This window comes from Flavobacterium sp. M31R6, assembly GCF_013284035.1.
In the GTDB taxonomy this organism is placed as follows: Bacteria; Bacteroidota; Bacteroidia; order Flavobacteriales; family Flavobacteriaceae; genus Flavobacterium.
Genome location: NZ_CP054141.1, coordinates 21,102 through 34,700 on the forward strand (window position 1 = coordinate 21,102; position 13,599 = coordinate 34,700).

A 13,599-nucleotide genomic window follows, 5' to 3' on the forward strand; every position below is an offset into this window, starting at 1 on the left:
ATTGATTTTTTAAGTTTCAAAAATTAAACCCAAAAAATATATTTTATTTGTTCGCAATATAAGATTTTGTGTTAGTACATTTGTTTTCGAAGTCAAAATTTATGAAAAATTATATCTTTTTAACAGCTATTAAATGAAAAATGAAAGGCCTTTAATACTAATTACAAATGACGATGGTGTTTCTGCTCCGGGCATAAGAGCTTTGATCGAAGTAATGGCAACAATAGGAGATGTCGTTATCGTCGCTCCAGATAAACCCCAAAGCGCCATGGGGCATGCCATTACCATAAACGACACTTTATATCTCAATAAAATTTCAAAAGACACAGATGCAATCATAGAATACAGCTGTTCCGGAACTCCTGTAGATTGTGTTAAAATAGCCGTTCACGAAATTTTAAAACGCAAACCGGACCTTTGTGTGTCGGGTATTAATCATGGTTCCAACTCATCCATAAATGTCATCTATTCCGGAACAATGAGTGCCGCCGTAGAAGCTGGAATCGAAGGTATTCAAGCAATTGGTTTTTCTTTATTGGATTATGATTGGAATGCCGATTTTGAACAAATCAAATCGTTTATCAAAACAATCACACTCGAAGTTTTAAAGAACAAACTTCCGGAAGGCGTTATTTTGAATGTAAATTTTCCCAAATTAAAGAAAAAAGAAATCAAAGGAATTAAAATTTGCCGTCAAGCTAATGCCCTTTGGACGGAAAAATTTGACAAACGACAAACCCCTCAAGGCAAAGATTACTACTGGCTTACAGGAGAATTTGTTAATCAGGACAAAGGCGAAGACACAGATGAGTGGGCATTGCAAAATGGATTTATTTCGATAGTCCCTGTACAATTTGACCTGACCGCACATCACGCAATACAAAACTTAACCAAAAGAGATTGGAATGAATAAAGAAATGAATAAAATAGACTTACTTATCGGATTCTTAATAGGAATTCTAGCTTCCCTCTTGGGAATGTTTTTGTACATTACACTTGTTGTTCACTCGGATTTTATGGCCGGAATCCAATCCATGAAAAACGAAGGACATCTTGGGAAAATTGTTACCCTAGGCTCTATAATGGATTTAATCGCCTTCGGAATTTTACTAAAAATGAATAAAGAAATTATGGCAAGAGGTGTCGTTTTGGCAGTTATCATGCTCACTATTGTTACTTTATTTCTTTAGAGCTGTTGAGTCACTAAGTCGCTAAGATTCTACGTTTTTTTTAAAAATCTCCGTTTTATCTCAGCGACTTAGTATCTCAGAATCTTAGTATCTAAAATATTATCTTTGTTCATCCAAAAAAACACAAAAATGAAATACTATATTATTGCAGGAGAAGCTTCTGGAGACTTACATGGTTCCAATTTAATGAAAGCACTTTATGAAGAAGACCCAAATGCCGACATCCGTTTTTGGGGTGGCGATTTGATGCAAAATGTAGGCGGAACTTTGGTAAAACACTATCGCGAATTGGCATTCATGGGGTTTATCGAAGTGGCGTTCAACTTGAAAACCATTTTGAATAACATCACTATTTGCAAAAACGACATTACGCAATTCAAACCGGACGTGATTATTTACATCGATTATCCCGGTTTCAACATGCGAATTGCCAAATGGGCGAAACAAGTCGGATATAAAAACCATTATTACATTTCCCCACAAATTTGGGCTTGGAAAGAAAACCGAATCACGGCTATCAAACACGATATTGACAAAATGTACGTAATTTTGCCATTCGAAAAAGACTTTTACGAAGTCAAACATAAATTCTCTGTTGAATTTGTTGGGCATCCATTGATTGATGCCATCCACAATCAATCAGGTATTGACGCTAATACTTTCAAGACAGAAAATCAATTGTCCGAAAAACCAATTATCGCCATTTTACCCGGTAGCCGGAAACAGGAAATCAGTAAAATGTTATCGGTGATGCTAAGTGTTGTCAAGGATTTCCCCGATTATCAATTTGTGATTGCAGGAGCTCCAAGCCAGGAATTATCATTTTACCAGCAATTCATTTCCGGCGAAAACATAAAATTCGTCTCGAACAAAACCTATGCTTTATTACGAAACGCCACCGCGGCACTGGTAACATCCGGAACGGCCACGCTCGAAACCGCTCTTTTCAAAGTTCCAGAAGTCGTTTGCTACAAAGGCAGTTGGGCCTCCTATCAAATCGCCAAACGCATCATCACCCTAAAATACATTTCGCTTGTCAACCTAATTATGGACAGGGAAGTTGTAACCGAATTAATTCAAGAAGACTGCTCAACCAAACGCATCCGTGAAGAATTAACCAAAATTCTGGAACCCAATTACCGAAAAACACTTCTTGAAAACTACGATTTACTCGAAGAAAAATTGGGAGGAATAGGCGCCAGCAAAAAAACAGCTCACTTAATTGTTGATTCCATAAAGTAATTTTAAAATAAGTTGGGCGTGCCACCATAAAGAAAAGGAGCCAAATCATCTTGTGGTGATTTGGCTCCTTTCCTTTATGCTGTCGGGCTATCCACGCTACTTCGGTAGCTTGCTCCTATCCCTCACGCAAGACAAGCGGACAATCATAAGGAAATTCTTTACAAAAGCACTTATTTCTTACAAAATATTTGTATTTTGGCATTATGAAAGTAATGCAATTCCCAGTAGCCAGAATCACGATAGCCTTTATTGCAGGCATACTGCTCGCCTATTCCCTAAAGCCAATCCTTCCTCCAATTGTATTTGCTTTTCTGACTATAAACGCCATTATTTTTATCGGAACGTATTATTCAAGTAAAACAAATGCAAAATCTCAAGTGCCTTTTGGAATCACAACGTACCTCCTAGTCTTTTCCATCGGTGTCACCACACAAACAGTCCACACCGATTCCAACCAACGAAACAACTACACTCACTACAAAAACATCTTTGACAAAAACCACACTTACATACTTACATTAAGGGAAAAATTAAAAAGTACCGTTTTCAACGATCGCTATATTGCCTTAGTAAATTCAATTGATCAAGAAAAATCCTCTGGCCGAATTCTACTCAACATTAGCAAAGACAGCACAAGACATTCTTTTGACATCGGAAATCAATTAAAAATCAATGCACTTTTATATAAAAATAGAAGCCAGAAGAATCCCAATCAATTTGATTACCAGAAATACCTCGAAAACAAACAAATCTATGCCCAACTCTACTCGGAGCCAAATAAAATACAGCTCAATGCCGAAATAACAAAAGACATTTGGTATTACACCGCACGACTAAGAACCCGGATTATCCAAAATTTAGAGAAAAGCAAATTCCACAATAAAGAATTAAACGTTGCCGTAGCACTAATAATGGGTCAACAGCAAGACATTGATTCCGAAATTATTCAGGACTATCAATATGCAGGAGCTGTACATATCTTATCGGTTTCGGGATTGCATATTGGATTTATATTACTGTTCGTCACTTTTCTGCTAAAACCTTTTCCTAATACAAAAAAAGGTGCTTTCATCAAGTTGTTACTTACACTCGCTGCCTTGTTCCTTTTTGGGATTTTGGCAGGATTAGCCCCTTCGGTGGTACGCTCGGTAACGATGTTTTCTTTTGTTGCGATCGGGCAATATTTGAGAAGAAGCGTCAATATTTATCACACACTTCTTGTTTCGATTTTACTTATCTTGCTGTTTCAGCCTTCATTCTTATTCGATGTCGGTTTTCAGTTGAGTTATGTTGCCCTGTTTTTTATCGTTTGGCTGCAGCCTTTGATGGCAAAACTTTGGCAACCAAAAAACAAAATCCTTAACTACTTTTGGGACATCTTGACCGTTTCATTTGCGGCGCAGATTGGCACTTTGCCTCTCAGTATTTATTACTTTCATCAGTTTCCAGGATTGTTCTTTGTCACAAATATCATTGTGATTCCGTTCCTGAGTATTATTATGGGAGTTGGCTGTCTGGTAATGGTTTTTGCTTCTTTCAGCTGGGTTCCTTTTTATCCGGCAAAAATTCTGGAAATAAGTATTTATTATTTGGACAAAATAATTGGCTACATTGCCTCATTGGAACAATTCATTATCAAAGACATTCCTTTAAACACAGCACTCCTAATAAGTAGTTATTTGGTTATTATCACAACAATTATTGCTTTCCAGCAAAAACGCTTTAAAAACTTAGTTTGGGCATTAATAGCCTTGGTAACCTTTCAATTATCTGCTATTGCAACAAAATGGGAAGTCCAAAATCAAGCCGAGTTTGTTGTTTTAAATACCTCAAAAAATACCCAGCTCTTAGAACGAAATGGAGCTAACGCAAAGCTATATGCTAATAGCAGCTTTTTAAAAAATTCCGAAACCAACAAAGTACTCGCTTCCTATCTCACGGCCAACTTTAGCGAATTAAAAGAAAAACATAAACTGAAGAATCTGATATATTTTAAAGGAAATAAAATCCTGCTAATAGACAGTTCAAAAGTGTATCCGAAGACGATACAACCAGATATTTTAATAATCACACAATCTCCAAAAATTAATTTTGACAGACTATTGCAAACTACAAAACCTAAAATGGTTGTTGCAGATGCATCCAATTACAAATCGTTTCAGAAAAGATGGAAAACAACTTGTTCCCAACAAAAAATCCCTTTTCACGCAACTAGTGAAAAGGGATTCTATAAAATTAATTAATTGTATTTCTTATGCTTTTTTAGATTTTTTGCCTTTTGTTGGTTCAGGACTTAATGCCGGTTTTTTTACAAAAGGATCTGCAATTGCTAACCATGCTGTTGGTCCTCCAGCGACATAACCTGTACTTCCTAAACCTTCAAAATTCACTTTCCCTTCTTTACTCACGGTTGCATTTGCAAAATAAACAGTTGGAAATCCCTGAATTCCAAATGCTTGTTGCAATTCATTATTCTGTTTTTTAATCTCATCTGATTGAGCCGTTCTTCTAGGATAATCCAACTCCACTAGAATAACACTTTCTTTGGCCCATTTATTGAATTCAGGTGTTTTTAGCACTTCATTTTGCAAACGAATACACCATCCACACCAATCACTTCCTGTAAAAAACAACATTAACGGTTTCTTCTCTTTGTTTGAAACTGTTATAGCTTCTTTTACATCTGTATACCATTTTAACTCTTGAGCCTGAGTCGCAACAGCTCCGATTAAAAACAATGTTATCAAAAATACTTTTTTCATTTGCTCTATTTATTTTTTTGTTTACCCTCTAATTTCTTATTTACAAATTTAAACAAAAATAATACCAAAATTTGTCCGCTACTTTACTTCTTGCATTAATTTTTTCACCAATGGAGAAATAAGGATTAAAACTACCCCTGCAATCAAAGCATAAATACCTAATTGTTTATATCCATCGGCATAGACATTTAACTTTTCAAGATTGGTTGCATGCTCAGAAGCTTCTGCAATATTAGCTCCTAATAATCCAGCAAAATACTGACCATAAGCACTAGCCAAAAACCACATTCCCATGATTACCGCCTGCGTTTTTAGAGGTGATAGTTTGGTCATTGCAGACATACCAATTGGTGACAAACAAAGTTCCCCAAATGTAATAATGAACCATCCAAAAGTAAACAATCCTAAGGATGTTCTACCATCAGCTCCTGCAAAGAATTTAGTATAATAAAAAATCCAGAAACCTGCTGCCAAAAATAAAAATGCCAAACCGAATTTAATAACGGTATTGGGCTCTATTTTTCTTTTGGCCATCCACAACCAAACCAATCCCACTAAGGCAGCAAACCCGATAACGAAAAATGAATTAGCAGAATTGTTCACTCCATTTGGACTTAATTTAACCCCAAGAATAGTGTTATTTAAATTATTCACTGCAAAAAGACTTAAAGAACCTCCACTTTGCTCAAAAAATGCCCAAAAGAAAATGGAGAATATGATGAATATCAATGCGGCAAATAATTTTTTGTTTTCGCTAGCCGAAAAGTTTTTCATCTCATAAAGCAAATACAAAATAGAAGCTGGCCCAATGAACATCATAAAATAGTCCGTGTAAACGGTATTGGCCACCATAATAATAATTACTGGAATAATCAATAATGAACCAACATAAGTCAGTGTCTCCATTCTTTTCCTTTTGGAACTTTCAATTTCCAATAAAGGTGAAATCCCAATAGTTCCAAGCTTTTTTTGAGTTTGCGTAAATGTCAAAAGACTAATAATCATAACAATTGCAGCAAATCCAAAACCTACATTCCAGCGTAAATGTTCGGGAACGAGTGATTGCCACATAGAACCCTCGGCAACAGCTATACAAATATATCCTCCAATTAATGCTCCAAGATTTACACCCATATAAAAGAATGAAAAACCGGCATCTCTTCTCGGATCACCATCTTGGTATAGTTGTCCAACCATTGATGAAATATTGGGTTTGAAGAATCCAGTTCCAACAATGGTAAATCCAATTCCAATAAAAAAGAAATTTTTGGGATCTATCGAAAGAATGACACTCCCAATGATCATTAATATTCCACCCCAAAATAAAGATTTTCGCAAACCTAAAATCTTGTCGGCAAACAATCCACCAATAAATGTAAACGCATACACCCATGCTTGAGTAGCACCATATTGCAAATTGGCAATTCTATCATTCATCCCTAATTGACCAACCATAAATACAACCAACATTCCACGCATTCCATAGAAACAAAAACGCTCCCACATCTCACTAAAAAACAAATACCACAGCTGCTTAGGGTACTTCCCTTTGAAATTTTGTATTTGTTCTAAACTTAAATTTTGTTCCATTATAAAATTATATTAAAAAGAGTTTAAATAAAAAAACACCACCTCTTTGAATGAATCAAAAAGATGATGTTTTTAGTTTATTTTTATTTTAGTAAATTACCTAACACCGTGCATCATTTTTTTCAAAAATGGAGTTAGTGCAAATAAAATAAGTGCAGCGATACCCGTTAGCGCAACAAATACCATAAAGAATTCAAATAAGTTATGAATTTCAAAACCGGCAAAAATTGGGTTATGATCCATAATTTGATTTTTGTCCAATAATTGCAATTGCTCTGCTGTAGGCGTTATTTTTTTATCTAAAACAGCCTGTAAATCAATTCCAAGTTCTTTTGCTTTATTGAATTTATCACCTGTTGCAGGTAATATAGAACCCAAAGTTCCCGCTAGTGCATAACCTGAAGCATTCGACAAGAAAAACACTCCATACAGTAAAGAAGAGAAGCGTTTTGGAGATAATTTACCAACTAATGATAAACCTATCGGAGACAAACATAATTCAGCGCAAGTATTCAATAAATACAATAGAATTAACCATTTAATTGCTAACAAACCTGAAGTACCAAGATCTTTTACCTGAGTGGCAATCATGAAAAAACTTACCGTAATTAACAACAATCCTAAAGCCAATTTTACTGGAGAAATAGGTTCTTTGTCATTTGCTCTTAATTTATCCCACAACATACTGAAAGGGACAGCTAAAGCAACAACAAATAATCCGTTGAAAATTTGAACCATAGAAGCAGGCATTGGCCAACCGAAAAAATTTCTGTCAGTTTGGTTATCCGCAATAAAAGTTAAAGATGATCCTGCTTGTTCAAAAGCTGCCCAAAAGAATATAATAAAGAAAGAAATAATATAAATTACAATAATTCGATCTCTTTCTATTTTAGTCAATGAACTGTCTGATAAAATCAAACCTGCCAATGTAATACCACTTGCATAAATGATTGGATAAATAATCGTTTTTACAACGTTTGTACCATCTACCGAAAAATGAAATAATAAGAATAATCCAACGAAAGCAATTACTGATACTATTAAGGCTTTTGAACTAAAAACAGCACTTTGAGCCTCGCCAACTTCATAATCTGAAGATTCATTTTTAGAAGGCAATCCTCCTAATGGTTTCCCTTCTGGAGTAACCACATATTTATTTTTCAAGAAATAAAACACCAAAGTTCCAAGAAGCATCGCAATTGCAGCAGCAAGGAATCCCCATTTAAAAGCGTGAATATCGCGAACTCCACCTAAGCTTTTAACATCTCCAATCAATGGACAAATGAATTGACCCAAGAAAGCCCCTAAATTGATTCCCATATAGAAAATGGTAAATGCAGTATCTAATTTGCTTTTTTCTTGTTTTGGATACAAACTTCCCACCATACTGGAAATATTTGGTTTGAAAAATCCGTTACCAAAAATAATTACTCCTAATCCAGAGTACATTATAGTAGTCGCCAAACCTAGATTTTCACCAAAAACACTAGCACTGGTAAATAATAATAATTGCCCAATGGCCATCATCAATCCACCTAGCATAATACAATTTCTATTTCCAAAAAAACGATCTGAAATAAAACCTCCAAGCATCGGAGTCAAATAACAAAGTCCCAGAAAACCCCCATAAATTAAAGAAGCATCTTCTTCTTTCATCATTAAGGAATTTACAAGAAAAAGAACCAACAGAGTTCGCATTCCATAAAAATTGAACCGTTCCCACATTTCGGTTCCAAATAATACCCAAAGTCCTTTTGGATGTGCTGTTTTCGATTGAGTTTCTGTCATTTTTGTTTTTGGTATTTGTATTGTGATTTGGTTTATAAATTTTCTTTGATGAAATTAGTCATTTTGGTATACAACTGAATTCTAGTTTTTCCTCCATATATTCCGTGATTTTTATCCGGATATATTTGAGAATCGAATTGTTTATTGGCTTGAATTAAAGCTTCCATCATTTGCATAGAATTTTGCACATGCACGTTATCATCTCCAGAACCATGAATCAAAAGGAATTTTCCCTTTAATTTCTCTACATGATTAATTGGCGAATTAGTATCATATCCGCTTGCATTTTCTTGTGGAGTTTGCATGTATCTTTCTGTGTAAATACTATCATAAAAACGCCAGTTCGTTACCGGTGCCACCGCAATTGCCATTTTGAAGACATCAGCTCCTTGAAAAATACAGTTAGACGACATAAACCCTCCATAAGACCAGCCAAAAATACCAATTCTTGAAGCATCTACATATGGATAAGAACCTATTACTTTTGCAGCATCGATTTGATCTTCAACTTCATATTTTCCTAATTGTTTCTGTGTCACTTTCTTGAAATCGGCTCCTTTAAAACCAGTTCCTCGTCCGTCAACACAAGCTACAATATACCCTTGTTGTGTAAGCGACATAAACCAGTAATCATCGGCACTATTCCAATCGTTATTCACTTGTTGAGATCCTGGTCCTGAATATTGATACATAAAAACAGGATATTTTTTTGAAGCATCAAAATCTTTCGGTTTGATAATCCAAGCATTTAATTCATTCCCTTTTGCTGTTTTTAAAACAAAAAACTCTTTAGACGGCAAATTATAACCTCCTAATTTTGCTGTAAGAGCCTGATTGTTTTCGATAACCTGAATTTCTTTCCCTGCTTTTGACTCGTTCAAAGTATAAGTTGTAGCCTGAGAAGCGCTTGAGAAAGTATTAATGAAGAATTGGAAATTAGGACTAAAAGTAACCGCATTTGTTCCAGTGTTTTTAGACAAACGAACTTTGTTTTTTCCGTCTAATCCTATGCGATAAACATCTCTGTTGATAGAACCATTTTCTGTAGATTGATAGAAAATAGTTTTTGTTTTCTCGTCGAAACCGTAGTATGAAGTAACTTCCCAGTTCCCTTTAGTAACTTGATTTTTTAGTTTTCCAGTTTTATCATAAAGATAAATGTGGTTGAAGCCGTCTTTTTCGCTAGTCCAAATAAAGCTATTGTCTTTCAGAAAAGTTAAATTATCCGTATCAATAAAATCGATGTACCCTTTTTCTGTTTCATTAAAAACAACTTTAGCAGCTCCAGTAGTTCCATCAACGAATAATAGATCTAGATTATCCTGATGACGATTTACCACTTTTGCAGATAAAACATTAGCATCATTTGTCCATTCTATTCTAGGGATATAAAAATCATTATATTTTCCCAAATCCACATTTATTACAGCTTTAGAATCTACATTATATAAATGCAATGAAACTAACGAATTTTTCTCTCCTGCTTTAGGATATTTAAAAGTCTCAACTGTTGGATATAAACTTTTTTGGAAAATCGACATTGAAAATTCTGGCACAGCACTTTCATCAAAACGGATATAAGCTAGTTTTTTGCTGTCTGCACTCCAATCGAAAGCACGTACAAAAGCGAATTCTTCTTCATAAACCCAATCCGTAATTCCATTAATTATAGCATTCTTCTTTCCATCAGTAGTAACTGCAGTTGATTTTTTTGAAGCTACGTCATAAACATATAAATTGTTTTCTTTAGCATAAGCTATCTTAGTTCCATCTGGAGAAAAAGTTGGTTCTTGAACCTGGAAATCAAAAAGTTTTGTTAGGGTTTTCGCAGCTATATCATATAAAAAATAATCTGCTGTAAAAGAGTGGCGGAAAATTTTGTTTGAATGACAAGCAATTAATATCTCTTTTTCTGAATCATCAAAAGTATAACTATCAATCCCATCCGCTAATTCTTTATAATTTTTAGTATCGATAAGGTTAGACACTTTTTTTAGGGTTGCAAAATCATAAAGGTCGATTTGCATACTTCTAGTTGCTCTGTCAGAATTTAATACAGTGTATTGATTGGTATTTTTCATTGATTGCAATTCATCCATTCCTTTGGCACGAAAAGCGCCCGTATAAATTTCATCAACGGTTATTTTTTGTTGTCCAAATACAGTAACACACAAAAAGAAAAGTAGGGCAGTAATCTTATTCGAATTCATATTTAGGTAAATTTGTTTTCTTTTTCAATATGCAATTTTGCATTCATAATTAGTATTTGTACTAATTTAATGTAATACTCATTACATAATATGGATTAAGTTATAAAAGCGACAATTTTAGTGAAAATTTTATAAATAAAACACTTTTGTCTTGTTAAATGTTATAAAAAATTATTTTTAACAATTTCAGTAAATATTTTTCTAAAAACTAAACAAAGTGCAATCATTCTTTCCATTGATTTTGTAGTATTTAAAATTTTATAATAAAAACAAAACTTCTTCTTATATAACACTCATCCAATTTTAAATTATCAAAAAGTCAATTCCCTAAATAAATTAATCGAATTCGTAATACAGATTCATTTTGAAAAAAGCAATAAAATGGAATGTGTATCTTTGCGAACATAAAGCTATAATTTATACCTATGAACAACGCTGTTGCTGGATTTTCTAAATTATCCAAAGAAGAAAAAATAAACTGGATTGCCAATCACTATTTTTCAACTCCAAGTGAAGCTATAGCACTACTTAAAAATTACTGGAATTCTGATGAAAAAATTCAAAAACTTCATGATGAATTCATAGAAAATACGATTTCAAATTTTTATATTCCCTTGGGTGTTGCACCAAATTTCCTTATCAATGGAAAATACAGCACGATTCCAATGGCCATTGAAGAAAGCTCTGTTGTTGCGGCAGCTTCCAAAGCAGCTAAATTTTGGTCAACCCGTGGTGGATTCAAAGCAACCGTTATTAGTACTGAAAAAATTGGTCAGGTACATTTTATCTACAAAGGAGACGAATCCAAACTGACGTTATTCTTTGCACAATTAAAATCCAAATTGTTCGCAACTACTGAAAGCATTACCAAAAATATGCAAAAACGTGGTGGTGGCATTTTAGATATTATTCTAAAAAACAAAACCAGTTTATTGCCAAATTATCATCAGCTGCATGCTACTTTTGAAACCAAAGACAGCATGGGAGCCAATTTTATCAATTCTTGTTTGGAACAATTTGCCAAAACATTAAAAGATGAGGCACTAGCTTTTGAAATGTTTACTGAAGAAGAAAAGAATATACAAATAGTTATGAGTATTCTTTCCAATTATGTTCCAGATTGCATTGTTCGCGCCGAAGTTTCATGTCCTATTGAAGATTTAGCCGAAAAACATATTGAATATCCTCATGAATTTGCTGCCAAATTTATTCAAGCAGTGCAAATTGCCGAAGTGGAACCGTATCGTGCCGTAACGCACAATAAAGGAATTATGAACGGAATCGATGCTGTTGTTCTCGCAACAGGAAACGATTTCAGAGCCGTGGAAGCAGGAATCCATGCCTATGCTTCCAGAAAAGGACATTATTCCAGTTTGTCCCATGCCAAAATAGAAAACGGAATCTTTAGTTTTTGGCTAGAAGTTCCTTTGGCTTTAGGAACTGTTGGCGGATTGACATCGCTGCATCCTTTAGTAAAGTTGTCTTTAGAAATGCTTGAAAAACCTTCTGCCAAAGAATTAATGCAAATTGTTGCAGTAGCTGGATTGGCACAAAACTTTGCTGCATTGCGTTCTTTGACTACAACAGGAATTCAGGATGGACACATGAAAATGCATTTGAACAATATCCTAAATCAGTTTGAAGCTAATGAAGAAGAACGTATTTTAATAAAAAAATACTTCAAACATCATGTTGTTTCCCATAGTGCTGTAGTTGATTATATTGAAAATTTAAGAAAATAATTATCCTTAAACTTTGACAAAGTTATTTGAGTTAATAAAATAATGGAAAAAACATTTTACAGTAACGGAAAACTTTTGATAACAGGAGAATATTTGGTCCTTGATGGCGCAAAAGCATTGGCCTTGCCTACAAAATTTGGACAAAACCTGATTGTGGAGAAAACCGGTAACAAAGAAATAAAATGGAAAAGTCATGATGCCGACGGAAGTGTGTGGTTTGAAGATACAATTCCGTTTTCAGAAATTATTTCCACAACTCCTTTTGAAAAAGAATCTGTAAAAAACACTCTTATTACCATTTTACGAGAAGCCTATCGATTGAATACGGATGTAATTTTAAAATCAGAGGGTTATACTGTTTCTACCCGACTGAGTTTTCCGAAAAAATGGGGATTAGGAACCTCTTCGACGTTAATAAACAATATCGCTCAGTGGTTTAATATTAATGCCTTTACGTTGCTTAAAAACAGTTTTGGAGGCAGTGGTTATGATATTGCCTGTGCACAAAACGATTGCCCTATCCTATATCATCTTGAACAAGGCAAACCAATTGTTGAAAAAGTAAATTTCCATCCAACATTTACAGAAAACCTATACTTTGTTTATCTCAACCAAAAGCAAAACAGCAAAAATGCCATTGCTTCTTATAAAGAGAAAAAAAATAATTTAGACGATGCAAAAGAAATCATCGATCAACTTACAGAAACTGTTTTGAATGCAAAAGACGAAAACACTTTTGCGCAAGCGTTAGAAAAGCACGAAAAAGAACTGAGTTCCATTCTTGAAATAAGAACCGCAAAAGAATCCTTGTTTCCCGATTTTGAAGGAACCATAAAAAGTCTTGGAGCCTGGGGAGGTGATTTTGTATTGGTCATTTCAAAAGAAAATCCTAGTCCTTATTTTATATCTAAAGGATTTGAAACCATTATTCCTTATATCGAAATGATATTATAATATTTTACTCAAATTCAGCATTAGAAATCGACCACCGATTCTGATTGAAAAATCCATAAAACAAAAAACCCGATACTTGCAGTTTATAAGTATCGGGTTTTTTATGTTTGAAAATTACTGT

Annotated in this window: 10 protein-coding genes; 6 read left to right on the forward strand and 4 right to left on the reverse strand. The window is 34.2% G+C overall.

Features of this window, described 5'->3' with window-relative positions; all coding sequences use genetic code 11:
* Positions 1-133: 133 nt before the first annotated feature.
* From surE to HQN62_RS00110, 4 genes are all read left to right on the forward strand, one after another.
* Positions 134-913, forward strand: a complete 780-nt coding sequence (gene surE / locus HQN62_RS00095; protein ID WP_116796974.1) for a 5'/3'-nucleotidase SurE — start codon at positions 134-136, stop codon at positions 911-913.
* On the forward strand, positions 906-1,190 hold the full coding sequence (locus HQN62_RS00100; protein ID WP_254454460.1) for a hypothetical protein: 285 nt from the start codon (positions 906-908) through the stop codon (positions 1,188-1,190). Before surE ends, HQN62_RS00100 begins: the two co-directional genes overlap by 8 nt.
* 129 nt (positions 1,191-1,319) lie before the next feature.
* Positions 1,320-2,432, forward strand: a complete 1,113-nt coding sequence (lpxB, locus tag HQN62_RS00105) for a lipid-A-disaccharide synthase (RefSeq protein ID WP_173502869.1) — start codon at positions 1,320-1,322, stop codon at positions 2,430-2,432.
* Positions 2,433-2,635: 203 nt separating this feature from the next.
* Positions 2,636-4,675, forward strand: coding sequence for a ComEC/Rec2 family competence protein (locus HQN62_RS00110; RefSeq protein WP_173502870.1), 2,040 nt, complete (start codon positions 2,636-2,638; stop codon positions 4,673-4,675).
* Between the two features lie 9 nt (positions 4,676-4,684).
* Here the strand turns inward: HQN62_RS00110 and HQN62_RS00115 are convergent, their stop codons facing one another.
* The 4 genes from HQN62_RS00115 to HQN62_RS00130 all read right to left on the reverse strand — a co-directional run bounded on the left by HQN62_RS00115 (position 4,685) and on the right by HQN62_RS00130 (position 10,782).
* Positions 4,685-5,194: a thioredoxin family protein gene (locus tag HQN62_RS00115; protein WP_173502871.1), complete on the reverse strand. Its 510-nt coding sequence runs from the start codon at positions 5,192-5,194 to the stop codon at positions 4,685-4,687.
* Positions 5,195-5,272: 78 nt separating this feature from the next.
* Positions 5,273-6,784 (reverse strand): peptide MFS transporter, encoded by a 1,512-nt coding sequence (locus HQN62_RS00120; protein ID WP_173502872.1) that lies wholly within the window; start codon positions 6,782-6,784, stop codon positions 5,273-5,275.
* A 96-nt stretch (positions 6,785-6,880) separates the two neighbouring features.
* Entirely contained in the window at positions 6,881-8,572 is a 1,692-nt protein-coding gene (locus HQN62_RS00125; RefSeq protein WP_173502873.1) for a peptide MFS transporter, read from the reverse strand.
* 32 nt (positions 8,573-8,604) lie between these two features.
* Positions 8,605-10,782, reverse strand: coding sequence for a S9 family peptidase (locus HQN62_RS00130; RefSeq protein ID WP_173502874.1), 2,178 nt, complete (start codon positions 10,780-10,782; stop codon positions 8,605-8,607).
* Between the two features lie 425 nt (positions 10,783-11,207).
* Here HQN62_RS00130 and HQN62_RS00135 point away from each other — a divergent pair, with 425 nt between their 5' ends.
* Together HQN62_RS00135 and HQN62_RS00140 are read left to right on the forward strand one after the other, a co-directional pair.
* A complete protein-coding gene (locus tag HQN62_RS00135; RefSeq protein WP_116796966.1) occupies positions 11,208-12,524 on the forward strand; it encodes a hydroxymethylglutaryl-CoA reductase, degradative in 1,317 nt (438 codons plus the stop codon).
* Positions 12,525-12,566: 42 nt separating this feature from the next.
* Complete coding sequence (locus tag HQN62_RS00140; protein ID WP_173502875.1) at positions 12,567-13,478, forward strand: GYDIA family GHMP kinase; 912 nt, start codon at positions 12,567-12,569, stop codon at positions 13,476-13,478.
* Positions 13,479-13,599: the final 121 nt, after the last annotated feature.

Coding starts and splice junctions, on each gene's coding strand:
- HQN62_RS00120 (WP_173502872.1), bottom strand. CDS start 6,784: ATGGAACAAAATTTAAGTTTAGAACAAATACAAAATTTCAAAGGGAAG.
- lpxB (WP_173502869.1), top strand. CDS start 1,320: ATGAAATACTATATTATTGCAGGAGAAGCTTCTGGAGACTTACATGGT.
- HQN62_RS00130 (WP_173502874.1), bottom strand. CDS start 10,782: ATGAATTCGAATAAGATTACTGCCCTACTTTTCTTTTTGTGTGTTACT.
- HQN62_RS00110 (WP_173502870.1), top strand. CDS start 2,636: ATGAAAGTAATGCAATTCCCAGTAGCCAGAATCACGATAGCCTTTATT.
- HQN62_RS00140 (WP_173502875.1), top strand. CDS start 12,567: ATGGAAAAAACATTTTACAGTAACGGAAAACTTTTGATAACAGGAGAA.
- HQN62_RS00115 (WP_173502871.1), bottom strand. CDS start 5,194: ATGAAAAAAGTATTTTTGATAACATTGTTTTTAATCGGAGCTGTTGCG.
- HQN62_RS00125 (WP_173502873.1), bottom strand. CDS start 8,572: ATGACAGAAACTCAATCGAAAACAGCACATCCAAAAGGACTTTGGGTA.
- HQN62_RS00135 (WP_116796966.1), top strand. CDS start 11,208: ATGAACAACGCTGTTGCTGGATTTTCTAAATTATCCAAAGAAGAAAAA.
- surE (WP_116796974.1), top strand. CDS start 134: ATGAAAAATGAAAGGCCTTTAATACTAATTACAAATGACGATGGTGTT.
- HQN62_RS00100 (WP_254454460.1), top strand. CDS start 906: ATGAATAAAGAAATGAATAAAATAGACTTACTTATCGGATTCTTAATA.